At 65.8% G+C, this 17,549-nt stretch carries 19 protein-coding genes; 13 read left to right on the top strand and 6 right to left on the bottom strand.

Features of this window, described 5'->3' with window-relative positions; translation table 11 throughout:
- Positions 1-65: 65 nt before the first annotated feature.
- From DY467_RS11925 to hemP, 4 genes are read right to left on the bottom strand one after another with little or no spacing between them, the layout of a single operon-like run.
- Complete coding sequence (locus DY467_RS11925; protein ID WP_164636246.1) at positions 66-872, bottom strand: heme ABC transporter ATP-binding protein; 807 nt, start codon at positions 870-872, stop codon at positions 66-68.
- Positions 869-1,951 carry a FecCD family ABC transporter permease gene (locus DY467_RS11920; RefSeq protein WP_164636244.1) on the bottom strand — a complete coding sequence of 361 codons (1,083 nt, stop codon included), beginning with the start codon at positions 1,949-1,951 and terminating at the stop codon, positions 869-871. The genes DY467_RS11925 and DY467_RS11920 overlap by 4 nt, the downstream gene beginning before the upstream one ends.
- A complete protein-coding gene (locus DY467_RS11915; RefSeq protein ID WP_164636242.1) occupies positions 1,948-2,919 on the bottom strand; it encodes a heme/hemin ABC transporter substrate-binding protein in 972 nt (323 codons plus the stop codon). The genes DY467_RS11920 and DY467_RS11915 overlap by 4 nt, the downstream gene beginning before the upstream one ends.
- The gene (gene hemP / locus DY467_RS11910) at positions 2,916-3,119 is read right to left on the bottom strand and encodes a hemin uptake protein HemP (protein ID WP_107344086.1); all 204 of its coding nucleotides are present in this window, start codon (positions 3,117-3,119) and stop codon (positions 2,916-2,918) included. The genes DY467_RS11915 and hemP overlap by 4 nt, the downstream gene beginning before the upstream one ends.
- A 335-nt stretch (positions 3,120-3,454) precedes the next feature.
- Between hemP and hutW the strand changes: the two genes are divergently transcribed.
- From hutW to DY467_RS11865, 9 genes are all read left to right on the top strand, one after another.
- Complete coding sequence (hutW, locus tag DY467_RS11905) at positions 3,455-4,915, top strand: heme anaerobic degradation radical SAM methyltransferase ChuW/HutW (RefSeq protein WP_164636240.1); 1,461 nt, start codon at positions 3,455-3,457, stop codon at positions 4,913-4,915.
- Positions 4,903-5,574: an SDR family oxidoreductase gene (locus tag DY467_RS11900; protein WP_164636239.1), complete on the top strand. Its 672-nt coding sequence runs from the start codon at positions 4,903-4,905 to the stop codon at positions 5,572-5,574. The genes hutW and DY467_RS11900 overlap by 13 nt, the downstream gene beginning before the upstream one ends.
- Before the next feature lie 218 nt (positions 5,575-5,792).
- On the top strand, positions 5,793-8,129 hold the full coding sequence (locus tag DY467_RS11895; protein ID WP_164636237.1) for a TonB-dependent hemoglobin/transferrin/lactoferrin family receptor: 2,337 nt from the start codon (positions 5,793-5,795) through the stop codon (positions 8,127-8,129).
- A gap of 77 nt (positions 8,130-8,206) precedes the next feature.
- On the top strand, positions 8,207-8,539 hold the full coding sequence (gene hmuQ, locus DY467_RS11890) for a heme-degrading protein HmuQ (protein WP_164636235.1): 333 nt from the start codon (positions 8,207-8,209) through the stop codon (positions 8,537-8,539).
- 16 nt (positions 8,540-8,555) lie between these two features.
- Entirely contained in the window at positions 8,556-9,092 is a 537-nt protein-coding gene (gene hutX, locus DY467_RS11885; protein WP_164636233.1) for a heme utilization cystosolic carrier protein HutX, read from the top strand.
- Positions 9,085-9,882, top strand: coding sequence for a tonB-system energizer ExbB (gene exbB, locus DY467_RS11880; RefSeq protein WP_164636231.1), 798 nt, complete (start codon positions 9,085-9,087; stop codon positions 9,880-9,882). The genes hutX and exbB overlap by 8 nt, the downstream gene beginning before the upstream one ends.
- 5 nt (positions 9,883-9,887) lie before the next feature.
- Complete coding sequence (gene exbD, locus DY467_RS11875; protein WP_107344093.1) at positions 9,888-10,325, top strand: TonB system transport protein ExbD; 438 nt, start codon at positions 9,888-9,890, stop codon at positions 10,323-10,325.
- Complete coding sequence (locus DY467_RS11870; protein WP_164636229.1) at positions 10,322-11,176, top strand: TonB family protein; 855 nt, start codon at positions 10,322-10,324, stop codon at positions 11,174-11,176. The genes exbD and DY467_RS11870 overlap by 4 nt, the downstream gene beginning before the upstream one ends.
- 438 nt (positions 11,177-11,614) lie before the next feature.
- On the top strand, positions 11,615-11,791 hold the full coding sequence (locus DY467_RS11865) for a hypothetical protein (RefSeq protein WP_164636227.1): 177 nt from the start codon (positions 11,615-11,617) through the stop codon (positions 11,789-11,791).
- A 12-nt stretch (positions 11,792-11,803) separates the two neighbouring features.
- Here the strand turns inward: DY467_RS11865 and DY467_RS11860 are convergent, their stop codons facing one another.
- Positions 11,804-12,025, bottom strand: coding sequence for a hypothetical protein (locus DY467_RS11860; protein ID WP_164636226.1), 222 nt, complete (start codon positions 12,023-12,025; stop codon positions 11,804-11,806).
- Positions 12,026-12,190: 165 nt separating this feature from the next.
- Positions 12,191-12,967 (bottom strand): sulfite exporter TauE/SafE family protein, encoded by a 777-nt coding sequence (locus tag DY467_RS11855; protein WP_349627633.1) that lies wholly within the window; start codon positions 12,965-12,967, stop codon positions 12,191-12,193.
- A gap of 628 nt (positions 12,968-13,595) precedes the next feature.
- Here DY467_RS11855 and DY467_RS11850 point away from each other — a divergent pair.
- From DY467_RS11850 to DY467_RS11835, 4 genes are all read left to right on the top strand, one after another.
- Positions 13,596-14,615, top strand: coding sequence for a DUF6662 family protein (locus DY467_RS11850; RefSeq protein WP_164636224.1), 1,020 nt, complete (start codon positions 13,596-13,598; stop codon positions 14,613-14,615).
- A gap of 127 nt (positions 14,616-14,742) precedes the next feature.
- Entirely contained in the window at positions 14,743-16,110 is a 1,368-nt protein-coding gene (locus DY467_RS11845; RefSeq protein WP_164636222.1) for a hypothetical protein, read from the top strand.
- 4 nt (positions 16,111-16,114) lie between these two features.
- Positions 16,115-16,906, top strand: coding sequence for a COG3904 family protein (locus tag DY467_RS11840; protein ID WP_164636220.1), 792 nt, complete (start codon positions 16,115-16,117; stop codon positions 16,904-16,906).
- 160 nt (positions 16,907-17,066) lie between these two features.
- Entirely contained in the window at positions 17,067-17,507 is a 441-nt protein-coding gene (locus tag DY467_RS11835) for a hypothetical protein (protein WP_107344101.1), read from the top strand.
- Positions 17,508-17,549: the final 42 nt, after the last annotated feature.

Genomic DNA, 17,549 nt, shown 5'->3' with positions numbered 1-17,549 from the left:
CCGCCCGCGTCGAGGCGGCTATTACTTAGAATGTCTGTGATGTGGTACGAAGAGGCGGCGCGCGCTCAGGCGTGGGCGGCGGCGCGGCGATCGTCGGTGAGCTCCGGCAGCACGAAGGGCTGGCCCGCGACGTCGGTGTTGACGGTGAGGGCGACATCGAACACGTCGGCGATCAGCTCGTGCCGCAAGACGGCGGCGGGCGCTCCGTCGGCGGCGATCCGGCCGCCGCTGAGCACGATGATGCGATCGGCGAACCGGGCGGCGAGGTTGAGATCGTGCAGGATCGCGATCACGGTGGTGCCGCGCCGGGCGCAGCGCCGCGCAGTCTCGGCGAGATCGAGCTGGTGGCGGATGTCGAGGCTGGAGGTCGGTTCATCGAGCAGAAGCAGCCCAGGGCCGGCGTCCGCTTCGCCGCTCCACAATTGCACCAGGATGCGGGCAAAATGGGCGCGCTGCTGCTCGCCGCCCGACAGCGTGGTGATATCGCGGTGGCGGAAGTGGTCGAGCCCGACGTCACGGAGCGCGGCGTCGAACAGCGGCGCCGCCTTGCGGGGATCGACGTCCGCGCCCATCGCCACGATCTCCTCGACCGAGAATGGGAACGAGACCGTGGTGTGCTGCGCCAGCATCGCGCGCCGGGCGGCGAGCGCGCGCGGCGGATAGTCGGAGAGCGTGCGCCCGTCGAGCGAGACGGTGCCTGAGGTCGGCCGCAGATCGCCGGACAGCATCCGCAGCAGGGTGGACTTGCCGGCGCCGTTGGGGCCGACGATTGCCACCAGTTCACCCTGGCCGATGGTGAGATCGACGCGATCGACCAGTGTGGCGCCGGGGAGCGCGAAGGAGGCCGCTTCGGCTTTCAGCACGCCGCTCATGGCCCGACCAGCTTGCGCTGCCGTAGCAGGATGGCCAGGAAGAACGGCGCGCCGATCGCTGCGGTGAGAATGCCGATCGGCATCTCGGCCGGGGCGACGACGGTCCGCGCGACCGTGTCGGCGACCACCAGCATCACCGCGCCGAGAACGGCGGAGGCGGGCAGCAGCAGCCGATGCGACGGGCCGATCACCAGCCGCAACAGATGCGGCACGACGATGCCGACGAAGCCGACCACGCCGGTGACCGCGACAGCAACCCCGGCCATCGCCGACACCAGCAGGATCGAAGTCCGCTTCAGCCGCTCGACATCGACGCCGCTGTGAAACGCCTCGGTCTCGCCGAGGACAAGCAGATCCAGCCGTCCTGCAATCCGCAACAGCACCAAGAGCGCGATCAGCAGGACAGAACCGGTGGAGGCGGCCTTGGCCCAGTTGGCCCCGCTGAGCGAGCCGAGCATCCAGAAGGTGATATCGCGGAGCTGGCGATCGTCGGCCACGAACACCAGAACGCCGAGGCCGGCGTTAGCGATCGCCGCGATCGCAAGACCGGCGAGCAGGAACAGCGCGATCGAGGTGCGGCCCGATCGGCTGGCAATCCGGTACAGCACGATGGTGGTGATCAGCGAGCCGCCGAAGGCGGCGAACGCCAGCAGATACTCCTGCAGGCCGCGCAGATGCGGGCCGAGCAGATGCTCGAGCAGGACGATCGAGGCCGCCGCACCAAAGGCGCCGCCGCTCGCGACGCCGACCAGCGCCGGGTCGGCCAGCGGATTGCGGAACAGGCCCTGCATCAGCGCGCCCGCTGCCGCGAGCAGGCTGCCGACGATCGCCGCGGTGAGAATCCGCGGCATCCGGATCGACCACAGCACCAGCTGATCACGCGTCGTCGCTGCATCGCCCGCGGTGCCGGTCAGTCCGAGCGCTGCGGGCAGGCGGGAGAGCGGAATGCCGGCGGCGCCCACCGTCATCGCCAGTGCCATTGCGGCGATCAGCAACCCGCCGAGCACGGCGAGCGTGATCGCGGCGCCGGGGCGCGGCGCGCCGGCGCGGCTGCGACGGGGAAGCGCCAACACGCTCATGAGCGACAATCGACCGTGGTGGCCTTCGGTTTGAAGCCGGCGGCCTCGGCTGCGAGCTGCGGATACAGCTTCGATGCGACCTCGACTGCAGCCGCCGGCGTGCGCGGCCCGAATCCGAGCAAATACAGTCCGTCCATCGCCAGGAAGGCGCGGTGCTGGCCGGCCGGCGTCAGCGCAAACGCCGGATGTGCATAGAAGGCGTCGGCCTCGAAGGAATCTCGGCTGCGCTTGATCGTCAGCACGACATCGGGACGCGCTGCGACGATCGCCTCGTCGTTGATCGCTTTGTAGCCGTCGTAACCGTCGATCGCGTTGACGCCGCCGGCGAGTGCGATGATCGAATCCGCCGCGGTGTTCCGTCCGGCCGCCATTGCCTGGCCGTTGACCAGCGACATCACGAACATCACGCGAACCGGCTTGGTGATCGCGGCGCGCAGTTTCCTCAGCGTGGTGAAGTCGTCGCCGACCGCGGAGGCGAGACACGTCGCGGCCTTGTCGGCGCCCATCGCGTGGCCGATCAGCGCGATCTTGTCGAGCAAGCCCTGTTCGGAATACGCCTCCGGCACCGAAACCAGCGGAATGCCGGCCGAAGTGATCGCATCGATCGTCTGCTTCGGACCGGCCGAATCCATCGCCAGGATCAGGGTCGGGTTCAGTCCGATCACGCCTTCCGAGGATAGTTGCCGCAAGTAGCCGACGTTAGGTTTTCCGGCGACCGCTTCGGGCGGATACACGCTGGTGGAATCGACGCCCGTGATCCGCTGCGCTAGGCCGAGATCGGCCAATACCTCGGTGATCGCGCCGCCGATCGACAGCGTGCGCGAGGAATCAGCAACAGTGACGTCACGGCCGTGCGCATCGCGCACCTTGATCTCGGCTGCGGTCGCCTGCAGAGACAAGGAGCCTGCGAGCAACGTCGCGGCGAACACAGCGGCGCGATGGCGTTTGATGTGAGCGTTCGCGATCATTTGGTCAGGATCAGCTTGTTCTGCGAGGTGAGGCGGAGGCGGTAGCGATCGTCGCCATGCGCGATCACGATTTCCCGATCCATCGTGAATAGGTCGCGGCTGTCGATCTGATTGCCGACGATGCTGACGGCGCGCACGCCACTCGGGCTCGCCCCGGCTTGCGTAGGATCTGCGCCCAATCGATCGGATGCTGTCATCATTCCGCTTCTGGTGTTGTTGCTGACATCGACGTGAGCGCTTGGTTATAAGCGGTGATCCGAAAATGTGTCTTATAATTACTATAAACGGCGCGATCGGCGCTTGAGCTTGCGCCGCGGTGCGTCGTAACTTCACGATACGCGAGGTCGAATTGTGCCTTGCGCTGTGCCAGCCAGCTCCCTGCGTTTTGCAGCGCCCGCCAGCCCCTGTTTGCAAATAACGAGTGTGATCGGATGGTCGGGCTGGCCAGCTATTCGCACGCGCATGTGTCGGCTGACCGTGCGTCGCGCGCGGTTGGCATTGCTGCCCGTTTGATGATGGAGCGCGGGCGGTGAGAATGGCTGAGGTGAAGCAGGGCGATCGGGTCGCCGCACCGGTGCATGGCGGGCACGGGACTATTCACGGGCACGGTGGTCATCGGGGGCATGGCGCGGGTCATCCGATGTCGGTCAAGCCGGCATCGATCGGCGATTACCTGGTGCGCGTCGGCTGCGATCCGCTCACCGAGGCGTTCGGCAAGCGCGCGTTTTCGCCGCCGTGGCGCGGCAGCCGGCCGGTGGATGAAGACAATGCTCAGGCAGTAATGGAGCGGGTGTTCGCCACGCCCCGCAGCGAGACGGCGGTGGCTTACTTGCATGTGCCGTATTGCCAAAACCATTGCCTGTTTTGCGGTTTCTTTGAGAACGTATGGCGGCCAGAAGCCGGCCCGGCCTATGTCGACGACCTGATCGCGGAACTCACCGCCAAGTCGCATACGCCGCTGATCGCGAGCGCGCCGATCGACGCAATCTATATTGGCGGCGGCACGCCGTCGGCGCTCGATGCGGAAGATCTGGCGCGGCTGATCGCGGCGCTGCACCGCTATCTGCCTCTCAGCGCCGACTGTGAGATCACCCTGGAGGGGAGGTCCTACGGCTTCGATCTCGCCAAGGCCAAGAAGCTGGCTGATGCCGGAGTCAATCGGCTGTCGATCGGCGTGCAGAGCTTCTCGACCGAGGTGCGGCGGCGGCTCGGCCGCAAGCGCACTGGTGAAGAGGTTGCGGAATTTCTTTCCGAGCTGATGGCGCAGGGCCGTACCTCGGTGGTGTGCGACCTGATCTATGGGCTGCCGGGGCAGAGCGACGCCGATTGGCGGCGTGATATCGACACGGTCGGGCGCATCGGTCTCGATGGCGTCACGCTGTATGCGCTCAACATGTTTCCCGGAGGGCCGATGGCCCGCGCGGTAGAGAACGGCAAATTGCCGCAGCCAGCGACTCCGGCCGCGCAGGCGCGCCTCTATGCCGAAGGCGTGGAGCGGCTGACGGAGAATGGCTGGCTGCAGGTGTCGCAGTCGCATCTGGTCCGGTCGCTGCGCGAACGCAACCGCTACAATGCGTCGATCAAGCGCGGCGTGGCCTGCCTGCCGTTTGGCGCCGGGGCCGGGGGGCAGGCGCATGGCCACCGCTGGCGCAACGTCATCGACATCGCGCGCCGCCGCGAGATGGTCGCGCAGAATTTGGCGCCGATCGAAGGGCTGGCGCTGGTGCCATCCGATCATGCCGCGCATGCGATGATCGCGGCGGGGCTGGAGACCGGGCGGCTCGATCTGGCCGCGGTCGAAGCGCTGCGGCCGGGCTTTCGCGTCGCGGTCACGCCGCTGCTCGCCAACTGGACCGCTGCGGGATTGGGAGAATTGCGCGGCGATGGATTTTCCCCGAGCCTTGCCGGATCGTTCTGGATCAGCAATCTGACCAGCGGACTGACGGCGGGACTGACGGCCGCGGCGACAGCGGGAGAGGTAGGATGCGGGTTCTGATTTTCGGCGCTACCGGCCGTACCGGGCGCCATCTGGTGACGCAAGGCGTCGCGCGCGGCTGGACGGTGTTCGTCGCCGGCCGCAATCCTGGGCGACTGAACGAATTGGCCGGCATCGCGGGCGTCGCGAGCGTCGATGTAATGGATGCCACCTCGGTCGCGGGGGCGCTGAACGGACTGAAACCGCAGGCGATCATCTCGGCAATTGGCGGCGCCGGACCTGACGCACTGCTGATCGACGAAGTCGGCAACAACGCCATCACCGATGCTGCGGTGGCTTGCGGCGTACGGCGGGTTTTGCAGGTCTCGTCGCTCGCCTGCGGCGACAGCCGCGCCTATGCGTCGGAACGAATCATCGCCGCGATCGGGCCGGTGCTCGACGCCAAGACTCGTGCGGAAGACCATCTGCGCAACGCCGCGCTCGACTGGACGATCGTGCGGCCGGGCGGACTGACCGACGGCGAGCCAACCGGGCAGGGGGCGCTGTACGACGATCCACGAGTCCACGGCCGGATCGCGCGGGCTGATCTTGCCACGCTTCTGCTCGACGCGCTCGCGACGCCTGCCAGTATCGGCCGCGTGCTATCGGCGGTCGATCGTATCACGCTGCCGGCTGAGCCGGCCGATATCGCTGAATTCGAACTCGCCGCAGCGGTGTGAGCGCGCGCAGCGTTACTACACGCAGATGACGTTTGAATTAGCTGCGCGCACGGTCAAGTTATAATTGCTTTAATCAATGGCCAAGTCCGGTTGACCCGGAACTTTGGCTCGGTTACCAAAATTGCAAGCCGTTAGCAGTTGTGCTGACGGCGGATTGCCAGCCAGCCGCCTCGTGCGAGCCCGCCAGCCTGCGTCAACTCACAACACTTGGGGCTGTCATGGTGGGGCTTAACTCGCGCGCCTACGCGCTACTGCTTTCCGTATCCGTCGTCGCGCTGACGAACGCGCCGGCTTCGGCGCAAACCGCAAGCAGTAGCTCATCATCCTCGGCCCAGACTCAGGTGAAGCGCGACCGTGCGGCCCGTACAGCGCAGCCGGCGCCCGCTGGTGATCTGCGCAACGCCAACGCACAGGCGGCTGCCTCGACCCAATCGCTCGACGCCATCACCGTGGTGGCGACCAAGAACGAGGAGAAGGCGATCGATGCGCTGGCGCCGGCCAGCGCGATCACGCTGCAGCAAATTCAGCAGTTTCCGCCGAGCCGGCTGCAGGATGTGTTCGTCGCCACACCCGGCGTGTCGTTCCAGGATCGCGGCGACGAACCGTCGACCTCGATCAACATTCGCGGTCTGCAGGACTTCGGTCGCGTCGCCGTGGTGGTCGATGGCGCGCGGCAGAATTATCAGCGTTCCGGACACGGCGCGCAGGGCTCGTTCTTTCTTGATCCGGAGCTGATTGGCGGCATCGACGTGGTGCGCGGGCCGAGCGCCAACATCTACGGCTCCGGCGCGATCGGCGGCGTGGTGTCGTTCCGCACCAAGGATATCGACGACGTGGTGCGCGCCGGTGAGCGCTGGGGCGTCGACCTGAGCGGGTCCTACGGCAGCAACAATGCGCGCGGGCTCGGGTCGGTGTTCGGCGGCGTGCGGGTCGATCCCAGCGTCGATGTGTTCGGCGGTGCGGTTTATCGCACCCAGGGCAATTATAAGGACGGCGCCGGCACCGAAATCGGCAACACCGGTAACGATCTCGCCGCGGGTTTGATGAAGTTCACGGTGCGTCCGGCCGACGGCCACGAGGTCAAGATTGGCGGTATCTTCCAGGACTTCAATTACGACGTCGGGCAGTTCAACCGCGGCCCGGTGCTGACCGCGGCGCAGCGCGCGCTGTATCAGGGCTCGTCGGTGTACGGCACCAACTTGCAGAACTACACCGGAACCCTGAGCTGGAAATATTCGCAGCCGGACGACACCTGGTTCGATTGGAGCGTGAACCTGTACGGCAATCGTACCAACAGCGACCAGACCAAGACCTATCACTATTCGACGAGCGGTTCGGGCTATTGCGGCGCCGGCAATTACGGCAACAACATCTCCGGCTGCATCGGCGACAAACGCGGCTATAACCTCGACACCATCGGCATCGACGCCAACAACACCTCGCGGTTCGAATACGGCAACTGGCGAACCGCGGTGACCTACGGCGTTGACGCCTTCAACGACAAGGTGACGACCTGGGATTCGCGCGGCAATTCCAACATCACCACCCCGGGCGGCGAGCGTACGGTGTCGGGTGGCTTCATCCAGGTGAAGAACAATTACGCGCACTGGCTCGAGGTGATCGGCGCTGCGCGCTACGACCATTATGAGTTGAACTCGAACTCGTCGACCGCCAGCGGCAGCCGGCTGTCGCCGAAGGTGACCCTCGGCCTGACACCGATCGCCGGCTTCACACCCTATGTCGCTTATGCCGAAGGCTACCGCGCACCCTCGATCACCGAGACACTGATCGCCGGCGCCCACGTCACTGGCGGCGGTCCGGCGCTGTTCACCTGCGGCGATGGCACCACTGGACTGTTCTGCCTGATCCCCAATACCGCGCTGCGGCCGGAGGTCGGCAAGAACAAGGAAGTCGGCATCAACCTGAAATACGACGGCATCTTCAGCGCCAGCGACAGTTTCCGCGGCAAGATCAACGCCTTCCGTAACGACGTCGACAACTATATCGAGCTGGTCGGCTCGACTCCGCAGGTGTCGCAGCTCGGCCCGGCGTACGGGCTGTACAGCAAATACTATCAGTACCAGAACATCCCGCGCGCCCGGATCGAGGGCGTCGAGGTCGAGACCAATTACGATGCCGGCATGTGGTTTGTCGGCGTCAATGCTGCGGTGATCCGCGGCACCAATCCGGACACCGGCCTCGGCCTGGTCTCGGTACCGGCACGCAAGGTGGTCACCACCGGCGGTCTGCGGCTGCTCGACCGGCAGCTGACGATCGCGGCGCAATGGGCGTCCTACGCCGCCAACACCAATCTGCCGACCGGCTATCTGCCGGGAACCTCATACGATCTCGTCAATCTCAACATCGCCTATCGGCCGACCGCGGACGTCACGCTGAACTTCTCGATCGATAACCTGCTCAACAACTACTATCGTCCGTATGCGATCCCCGGCTCGTCGGCCGACGGCTCGTCGCAGAACGACATTCTGTTCAGCAGCCCTGGCCCGGGCATCGTCTATAAGGGTGGGATCAAGGTGCACTTTGGAGGAGCGTGACGGTCCGGCTCCAATCGAAGCCTGAACCGCGCGCCAGAACAACAAGCCAGCGAACAACAAGCCAGCAAGGAGAGAAGATGTTCATCGCGATGAATCGGTTTCAAGTGAAACGCGGCGCCGAGCAGACCTTCGAGGAGATCTGGGCGACGCGGGAATCCTATCTCAGCGAGATGGACGGTTTCGTCGAGTTTCATCTGCTCAAAGGGCCGGTCGCGGACGACCACACCCTGTATGCGACCCACACCATGTGGGCCAACAAGGCGGCGTTCGAGGCATGGACCACGTCCGACCAGTTCCGCCGTTCGCATGCGCGGGCCGGCAACGATACCGGGCAGAGCCTGTATCTCGGGCATCCGCGGTTCGAAGGGTTTGAAGTGATCCGTAGCGAGCGCAACGCCGCTGCGGCCTGAGACAAGGAGAGAAGTGATGGCGACTGCAGCGGCATCGGTGGTGTCCTCCGAGACCGGCGATCTTCGTGCCTACATGGCGGCCAACCCGGCCGCTGTGATCGAGGAGGTCGCCAAGCAGTGGAACGTGTCGCCGCATGCGGTGATCGCGGCGCTGCCGGACGGCATGGCGCGGCTCGGTCCCGGTGACGGCTTCGTTGCGGCGATGAACGACATCGCGACCTGGGGCGAGGTGACGCTGATCGTGCACACCGAGGACGCGATCTTCGAATTCACCGGCGAGGTGCCACGCGGTGAGATCAGCCGCGGCTATTTCAACCTGATGCAGCCGAAGGGCGTTCACGGCCACTTGCGTCATGATCGTTGCGGCGCGCTGGCGTTCGTCGAGCGCCCGTTCATGGGCAAAGCGAGTGCCTTCGTGGCGTTCCTCAACCAAGACGGCGGCATCATGTTCAAGGTGTTTGTCGGCCGTGACGCCAATCGCGAGCTACGCGCCGATCAGCTCGCCCGGTTCCATGTGCTCGCCAAGCAGTTCAGCGAGGAGCAAAGTGCGTAAACCCCAAGGCGTCGCGGCAGGGCACGCTGGCGCTGCGATCGCGGCGCTCGCCGTCATCGCCGTGGCGCTGCCGGGGGAGGCATGGGCGGCGGCCGATCTGGCGACGCTGCCGCGCGATTTGTCGCCGTGGGGGATGTTCCTCGGCGCCGACGCGGTGGTGAAGACCGTGATGGTCGGGTTGGCGCTGGCGTCGCTGGCGGCCTGGACGGTGTGGCTGGCGAAGTCGATCGAACTGCGCCGCAGCGTTGCGGCGGCGCAGCGTGGTCTCGACCGGCTGGAGAGCGAGATCACGCTGCAGCAGGCCGCGGCGGAGACCGCCGACCAGCATGACGCAGTAGCGCAGATGATCCAGACCGTCGATCGCGAGGCCAGCCTGTCTGGCGGCACCCACGACGAAGGCTTTCGCGAGCGCGTGGCGCTGCGGCTTGAGCGGGTCGAGGCTGCGGAGGCGCGCCGCTCCGCGATCGGCACCGGCCTGCTCGCCAGCATCGGCGCGGTGGCTCCGTTCGTCGGGCTGTTCGGCACGGTGTGGGGGATCATGAACGCGTTCATCGGCATCTCAAAAGCCAACACCACCAATCTTGCTGTGGTGGCGCCGGGCATCGCCGAGGCGCTGCTCGCCACCGCGCTCGGGCTCGTCGCCGCGATCCCGGCCGTGGTGATCTACAATCATTTGACGCGTCGGGTGACAGCATATCGCGCGCTGCTCGGCGACGCGTCGACCCAATTGCTGCTGATGATCAGCCGCGAGGCGGCGCGTCCGCCGCAGCGCGCTCGCGTGGTGAGGTGAACCCGATGGCCGTCAAGCTTGCGAGCCGCCGCGGCGGCGAAGACGACATGGTCGAGGCGCACGAGATCAACGTCACGCCGTTCATCGATGTGATGCTGGTGCTGCTGATCGTCTTCATGGTGGCGGCGCCGCTGGCGACCGTCGATGTCGGCGTCGATCTGCCGGCCAGCACGGCCGCGCCGCAGCCGCGGCCGGAGAAACCGGTCTTCGTGTCGCTGAGGCCCGATCTGTCGCTGGCGCTGGGTGAGGAGATGGTGCCGCGTGAGGGACTGACCTCGGCGCTCGACACCGCGACCGGCGGTAACAAGGACGAACGGATCTTCCTGCGCGCCGACAAGGCGGTGAGCTACGGCGATCTGATGGCGGCGATGAATCTGCTGCGCGATGCGGGCTATCTGAAGGTGGCGCTGGTCGGACTCGACGGCCGCGCCGTTCAGCCTTGAACGCCCGCGCGCTGCACGACAGCGCGGCTGCGCAGGGCGCGTCGCGGTGGCTGCTGTCGGCGGCGGTGATCGTCGGCGTGCACGCGGTGGCGGTGGCAGCCGCGTTGGCGTACTACACGCAAGTGCCGCCGCCTGGCGAACCGCTGGCTGCGATCATGATTGATCTTGCGCCGATGACGGCATCGCCGCAGCCGAGCCCGCTCGATCTGCCGCCAGGCCCGGAAATGCAGGAGGCGGAGGCACCGCAGTCCGAGCCCGAGCCGGTGCAGCACACCGCCGCAGTGCCCGAGATCGCGCCAACCCCGATCCAACAGAAGGCCGAGGTGCCACTGCCGCCGGAGGCTAAGCCGTCGCCCCCGGACAAGCCCGAAGCGGTGAAGCTCGAAAAGCCCGAGCCGGTGAAGCCGAAACCGGAGCGGCCAAAGCCGGAGAAGCGCGAGCGCGTCGCCAAACAGAATCCGTCGGACCGTCCGCCGGCGCCGCGAACCAGCGCGCCGCAACGCGCCGAACGCCGCGCCGCCGACGCGATGGCGGCGCTCGCCGGCGCCCAGGCGGCAGCCGCGATGCTGCCGAGCTATCGTCAGCGCCTCGCGGCGCATCTGCAGCGCTTCAAGCGCTATCCGACCGAGGCCCGCGCCAGCGGCGTGCAGGGCACCGCGACTTTGAGCTTTACGGTCGGCCGCGGCGGGCAAGTGCTGAGTGCAAGGCTCGCGCGGTCCTCCGGCCATCCGGCGCTCGATGCCGAAACGCTGGCGATGGTCAGCCGTGCCCAGCCTCTGCCGCCATTCCCACCGGAGATCACGCAAGCTTCGCTGAATTTCAGCGTGCCGGTCAACTTCTCCGTCAGGTAGTTCGTCGCGGGAGCGATCACCGCTCGATGGCCCTTCACAGCCTGAGTGAATGACGCGTTCGTTTGCAAAGGTACTGCAGCTCATCAAGAGGAGCCCGATAAGCCGGGGCGTCTCGAAGGATGAGAAGCCGCAGCGTCCTGCAGCACATGGTTGGGACGGTGCTTCGCGCCTCGTCATTATGAGCCTGTTGTGAGTACGGGCAATCGCCGTACTGATTTTGATCAACAACAGAGCAATTCTAATCACAGCTCATGCTGCTACACGCGGCGGATGACAGTTGTCGGACTTTGCGCCGGATGCTTGCAGATTGGAACTATTCAGGCTGCCTTGATGACAAAACTACCGCCGCGGATTGTGCGAACTATGCATGTAGTTGCGCGCACGGGGCTCGGCGGATTCGGGCTGCCGAACATGTTACGAAGTCATGCGGAGCTGATGATGATGAATTTCGATCCGGAGCACGAATCCAAACAGATGGAAACGTCCGAAGCGGCCGGCGCACAGTCCGAACCGTCAGGCGTGGCGATGCGGGTGTGGGCCCGACATCGCCTGCGTGAACTGGCGGAAAGCGGCCGCCTCGGCATGGGTTCGGAGCGTGCACGCCGTCGTGGCTGAACGCTGCGCAAACTAAGCCCGCGGCGACGCGGTCCGTGTTGGATCGACGCGAATCTCTGAAGCGCCATTGGCGCAGCGGCTCGCAGCGGTCTGCGCGGCGATCAGCGAATCGAACGATTGACGCTCCAGCGCGTGGAAGTCGCGGTGCGCTGCGAAGAAGCAGTAGCTGTCTCCTTCGCGGACCAGGATCCCGGCGGTGCGGGCGCGGACTTCGATGACGCAGGCGTCGGACATTGCATCTCACCGGAGTTTCCGGTGCCTTCCTGTAGTCTCGATCGCGCGGCGGTGGAATGCGGCGCGATCGAACGCGTGGCTGTTCAATCGTGACGCTTCGCAACGCGGTGCCTGCCCAAACGTTCCGCAATTTGCGAAGCGATGCGGCGCTTCAACGCGTCGGGCTCAGAACAGCAGGCTTTTCAGTCCCGCAGCGAACAGAACGGCCGCCAGCGCGATCTGCAGTTTTCGTCCCGACAGCTTGCCGGCGGACAATCCGCCGGCGATCACCGCGGGAATGGAACCGGCCAGCAGGCTGACGAGAATGTGCCAATCCACCATGCCGGCGACCAAGTAACCCGCGCCCGCGACCATCGCGAGCGGGATGGCGTGGGCGAGGTCGGTCGCCACCAGCCGATGTGGCAGCAGCCGTCGCGGATAAAGGTACAGCAGCAGCACGGTGCCGAGCGCGCCGGCGCCGATCGAGGTTAGCGCCACCAGCGCGCCAAGCACGGCGCCGGCCAGGATCGTGAGCGACGTCCGGTTCGGGCCCTGCTGCTCGACATCGGGTGTCGCCGGATTCAAGGCTGCGATCAGCCGTGGTGCGAATACGATGCCGAGTGCAGTGAGGATCACCACCACGCCGATGGTCTTGGTGAGCCACTGCGTGCGCCCGACCGGATCGGATAGGGCGACGATCGCAACGACGAGGCCGGCCGCAGGCAGGCTGCCGGCCCATAGCCGGGTGACGATGCCCCAATCGATGTGACCCCGGCGATTATGTACGGCGGCACCAATCAGCTTGGTGATCGCCGCGAACCACAGATCGGTGGCGATTGCGACATGCGGGGCGATGCCGAAGATCAGCAGCAACAGCGGCGTCATCAGCGCGCCGCCTCCAACCCCGGTGAGGCCGACGACGAAACCGGTCACCGCGCCTGCAAGTGCGTAGTTCGGATCGATCGCGATCCCCTCAAAACTCGTCAGTTCTACGCCTCCTGCGCCGGTGAATCGCGCGGTCTCAGTTTTACGCGGTGCGCCTGTGCAGCGGCAACGCGCTATCCCGGTTCCGTCTGTACGCCGAAGTACATGATGGTCATCGAAAGATGGCGGGGTAGGGAGCGTCGGTATTTATACCTGGGTGTTGATTTCGGCCTAATTTGCTCGGTGCGATCGCGCACGATCGGTTAGTAAGCCTGGAACCACTTGAAGCGATGGCGCTTTCGCTCGCCGACCAGGGCATGCAAGGGATTTGTCAGACAGGACCCACCACGTCGGCCAGCCATCGGCCCGCGGATCCTGCCGTCACCGCCGAGACCTCCCCGGTTGGCGATGACTGGCCCCGGGGCTCCCCCGCCAGCCCCGGGGCCGACCTGTCTGCGCAAAACCACCGCGCCTGGAGCTGCCTCGCTCATTATTTGCAATTGATTTGCAATTGCAAATAAGTCAATCTGCTCATGCTGGGCAAGTTTCACCAGGCATTGGACCTTGCCGCAGCCTAGACCCCGCTTTCGCCGAGACACATCAATGACGCAGGCTGCGGGGCGGGATCACTGAGCGAATGGGATTTGGGCACCAGAGAGAAACGGCGATGGCGAGCGGGCGGGCAGCGGTGAGGCGAGGGCGGAAGGCTGACAGCTTTGCGTCACGCCGAGGCCGCGGACATGCCGCGCGCTCGTTCGCAGCACTGCTAGCCGGGACCATGCCGGCCGCCGCCGAGGAGGCGCAAAGCTGGCGGGGCCCCGCACCCTCGTGGTTGCCATCGCTGTCTCACGCAGTGACCGACAAGCTGGAGACCGTGCCGGGCAGTCATCATGCCGAGGGTGTCGACACCGAACACATCTTCGGTTTCACCATGGGCTCGGATATCGGCCAGCCCGGCGAAATCGAGGTCGAACTCGAGAATGTCGCTGGCTTCGGCAAGCGCGGCGGCAGCTACTCCACCTTGGCGACGCTCACCCAGGTCAAATACACAGTGAACGATCGTCTCCGCATCGCGCCCGGCTTGGCGCTTGGTGCCCAGCGCATCGATGCGGTTCCCGGCTATGACGACCGCCGCCATCTGTCGTTCAACGGCGCCGGTTTCGAAGTCCGCTACAAGCTGATCGACCGTGAGGTCGCGCCGTTCGGTCTGACGTTGCACGCGCAGCCCGGCTGGAGCCGCGTCGATGAAGCGAGCGGCGTGCGGATCGAGCAATACGGCGCGGAATTTGCCGCGCTGTTCGACCGCGAACTGATCAAGGACCAGCTGTTTGCCGCCTTCAACGTCTGGTACGGCACTGGCGCCACACGTCAGCTTTCGACCGGCGTGTGGGGCCATGATTCCGAACTGCAGCTTCACGGCGCGCTGTCTTATGCCTTCGCCCCTGGATTCGTCGCAGGTGTCGGGCTGCGTTATCTGCGCGCCTATGATGGCGGCGGGCTCGATCGCTTTGCCGGCGACGCCGTCTTCGTCGGCCCGACCTTTTCCTATGCGATCACGCCGACGCTAGGTGTCTCTGGAACCTGGCAGGTGCAGGTCTCAGGCCAATCGCTCGGCGACATCCGGCCTTTGAACCTCGATCACTTCGAACGTCACCAGGCGATGCTGCGGCTGAACGCGCACTTCTGAACACTTAGCTCGTGATCAGGCGCGCGCGGTCGGTCACCATAATCTGGTCCAACTCCATAACTAACAGTCGCTAGTGAAACGCGGGGGCGTTGACCGTGCGCAGCATGCGCACATTGTGGATGTCCAGATGCCCGAAGCCGCTCCTCCGGCCGCAAGTTCCCCCTCGCTCTCGTCCTCTTCACCCGCATCATCTCTCGTCCCCGCATCGCTGTTGCTGTCGCGCGGCGTGGTTCGGCTCGAAGTGATGCTGAAGCTAACCACTGCGATCCTGGCTCTGGCCGCCGGCGTCTATACCTATCTCGGGGTGCGCGACCTGCTGAATGGCAGTGCCACCACGGTGTTCTTCGCCGCGCTGATCTATTCGGTCGCGGTGTCGGTCGGCATCTACGCGTTTTGGGTGTTCCTGATGCAGTTCATGCCGCACGTCGTCGATCGCGCCGGTCGCTGGCTGATGTTCGGCTGCATGCTGCTCGGCTCGCTGATGATCGTGGCGATGTCGTCTTGGCTGAATGCGTCGGCGCTGGCCGGCGCTGCGGCGATCCGGCAGCATCTGGCGATCACCGTGCAGGACTACACCCGCGATCTCGATGCCGCCAACACCAACGCCATCGCTGCGCAAGGGCTGCTGCCCGATATCCAGATCGCCGCGTCGCGCTTTGCTAAGCTGGCGGAAGCCGAGCGCACCGGATCGCTCACTGGGACCTCCGGCTCCGGCACTGTGGTGCAGTTAATGACCCAGATGTCGAGCCAGCTCGACAGTCTCGGCAAGGAGGTTGAAGCCTCCGGCAAGCGCGTCTCGACGCTGTTCGAAGAGGGCGGTAACCACCTCGCCAAGATGCGAGAGCTGGTGTCCGACCGCGGCCCGATCGGCGAGCGCAGCGACGGCTTCGCGACCGAGTCCCTGGCTTTGATGGGCGTGATCGCCAATCTTCAGCAGACCTCGGTGGCGCCGGCGGTGAAGCGGGCTGCGACCTCGCTGTCTTCATCGTTCATCGCCCCGGCCGCGAGCGGCCGTAGCCTCGATCTTGCCGATCGGCAGACGGCGGTGGTCGGCAAAGTGGAAGGCGCCGTGGCGGCGCAGGCCACGTCACTCGCGGCGGCCGCCGATGCGATCCTCGACCGACCCAAAATCGAGCCGGCACGATTCCAGGCGATGTCTCCGGCCGAGGCGGTGTTGCGCTATGCCGGTGACTTCATCCCGAGCTGGGCCGGCGCGATCTCGATCGACCTGATGCCGGCCGTGCTGGTGTTGATCCTCTGCGTCGTGCACAGCGCGATCCGCCGGGAAGGGCTGCCCGCCTCGCACGCATCCACCATGACAGCGGCCGAACTGATGGCGGCACTGAGGATGGCGCGCGAAGTGGAGCAGGCGAGCCGTGCGGCTGCTGATCCGGCCACGCTGATCGTGACGGATCAGCCTGCGCCAGTCGTCGAACCTGCGGCTGCGACCGACGAGAACGTCACCGCGCTGGCCTCGGCGCGTCACGTCAAGTAGCCGCATGGCCACGCTGTCACAGCGCGTTCACCTCTGGCTGTCGGGCAATCCGGAAGATGCGGTGCTGCGCCTGATCTTTCGGCTACTGATCGTCACCACCATTGCGGCGCTCGTCTACGATCTCGCCGGCACGCAAGCCGGCCGAGACAGCGACACGAGCCAGGAGACCGCGCCTTTCAGTCTGCCGTCACTGCCTGCGGTGCTGTCGCCATGGCTGCCCGACGGCGACCGGCCGACGCCGTTGCCGCAACCCGGCGGCGAGCTCAGCCGGCCGATGACGTTCGAACTCGGCAGCGGTGGCCGCCTCCAGGCCAGCGGCGCGATTACGCCGGGCAGCGCCGAGGCGTTCGACAAGGAGCTCGCCCGCTACGGCGAGTACATCAAGACCGTGGTGCTGAATTCGCCCGGCGGCTCGGTGTCCGATGCGCTGGCGATGGGCCGTCTGATCCGCGACCGCAAGCTCGCCACCGAGGTCGAAGCCGGTAAGACGTGCGCGTCTTCCTGCCCGCTGGTGCTGTTTGGCGGCACCGAGCGCCGCGTCGGCGCCAAGGCGGCGGTCGGCGTTCATCAGGTGTTCGCGGTGAAGAGTACCGAGGTCGCTGCGCCGCGCGACCAGATGAGTGACGCCCAGCGCATCTCGGCGCGCTGCCTGCGCTATCTGCGCGACATGGGCATCGACCTCGAAGTCTGGACCCTTGCGATGGAAACGCCGAAGGATCGGTTGTTCGTGTTCAAGCCGGACGAGCTGACCAAATACGGCATCGTCACCGTCGCCGCAGCGCCCGCCAAGTCATAGCCTCGGACCTTAGCCACTGCGACTTTTCGTCGGGTTCCGGTCTCCGCTTCCTGGCGTACATAGATTCTGCGTGTGCTGGGGCTTCGGAGGGCAGGGTTCCCGCAACTTTTGCAAAACGCTGCGGTTATCCGCCACATCAACGGCTCAGAGGATGTGCTCCATGACAAAGACTGCGTTGGTTCTAGGTACCGTCGCCACCCTTGCCGCCGCGACCGTCGCGGCGCCGGCTCCGGCTGAAGCGCGTGGCGGCATCGGTCCGTTCATCGGCGGTCTCGCCGCCGGCGCGCTGATCGCAGGCGTGGCGACCAATGCCTATGCTTATGGTCCGGGCTATGGCTACTACGGCGGTGGTCCCTACTACGGCGGCTATGGCTACGGCCCGCGTTACGTCGGCTACTACGGCGGTCCGGCCTATTACGGCGGCGGCTGGGGTTGGGGCGGCCCACGCTATTACTACCGGCCGCGTCCGGTGTATTACGGCTACCGGTCTTATTACCGGCCGTATCGCGCCTATGGCGCCTACGGCGGACCCGTGATCCGCGCCGGTTTCGGTCCCGGCTGGGGCGGCCATCGGCACTGGCATCACCACCGTCATTGGTGAGCGTGCGTTTTCAGCTGCGCGGGGTGATTGGCTCCGCGCAGC

This window comes from Rhodopseudomonas sp. BR0G17 (assembly GCF_010907025.1).
GTDB lineage: Bacteria > Pseudomonadota > Alphaproteobacteria > Rhizobiales > Xanthobacteraceae > Rhodopseudomonas > Rhodopseudomonas palustris_H.
Note: the sequence above shows the minus strand (reverse complement) of the source record. Positions and strands in the feature narration are given on the sequence as shown.

Bases quoted from the DNA above. Each gene is read 5' to 3' on its own strand.
- hutX (WP_164636233.1), top strand. From the start codon at position 8,556: ATGGCGACTGCAGCGGCATCGGTGGTGTCCTCCGAGACCGGCGATCTT.
- DY467_RS11840 (WP_164636220.1), top strand. From the start codon at position 16,115: ATGGCCACGCTGTCACAGCGCGTTCACCTCTGGCTGTCGGGCAATCCG.
- hutW (WP_164636240.1), top strand. From the start codon at position 3,455: ATGGCTGAGGTGAAGCAGGGCGATCGGGTCGCCGCACCGGTGCATGGC.
- DY467_RS11850 (WP_164636224.1), top strand. From the start codon at position 13,596: ATGGCGAGCGGGCGGGCAGCGGTGAGGCGAGGGCGGAAGGCTGACAGC.
- DY467_RS11835 (WP_107344101.1), top strand. From the start codon at position 17,067: ATGACAAAGACTGCGTTGGTTCTAGGTACCGTCGCCACCCTTGCCGCC.
- DY467_RS11925 (WP_164636246.1), bottom strand. From the start codon at position 872: ATGAGCGGCGTGCTGAAAGCCGAAGCGGCCTCCTTCGCGCTCCCCGGC.
- DY467_RS11900 (WP_164636239.1), top strand. From the start codon at position 4,903: ATGCGGGTTCTGATTTTCGGCGCTACCGGCCGTACCGGGCGCCATCTG.
- exbD (WP_107344093.1), top strand. From the start codon at position 9,888: ATGGCCGTCAAGCTTGCGAGCCGCCGCGGCGGCGAAGACGACATGGTC.
- DY467_RS11860 (WP_164636226.1), bottom strand. From the start codon at position 12,025: ATGTCCGACGCCTGCGTCATCGAAGTCCGCGCCCGCACCGCCGGGATC.
- DY467_RS11920 (WP_164636244.1), bottom strand. From the start codon at position 1,951: ATGAGCGTGTTGGCGCTTCCCCGTCGCAGCCGCGCCGGCGCGCCGCGC.
- DY467_RS11865 (WP_164636227.1), top strand. From the start codon at position 11,615: ATGATGAATTTCGATCCGGAGCACGAATCCAAACAGATGGAAACGTCC.
- DY467_RS11895 (WP_164636237.1), top strand. From the start codon at position 5,793: ATGGTGGGGCTTAACTCGCGCGCCTACGCGCTACTGCTTTCCGTATCC.
- DY467_RS11915 (WP_164636242.1), bottom strand. From the start codon at position 2,919: ATGATCGCGAACGCTCACATCAAACGCCATCGCGCCGCTGTGTTCGCC.
- hemP (WP_107344086.1), bottom strand. From the start codon at position 3,119: ATGATGACAGCATCCGATCGATTGGGCGCAGATCCTACGCAAGCCGGG.
- hmuQ (WP_164636235.1), top strand. From the start codon at position 8,207: ATGTTCATCGCGATGAATCGGTTTCAAGTGAAACGCGGCGCCGAGCAG.
- DY467_RS11845 (WP_164636222.1), top strand. From the start codon at position 14,743: ATGCCCGAAGCCGCTCCTCCGGCCGCAAGTTCCCCCTCGCTCTCGTCC.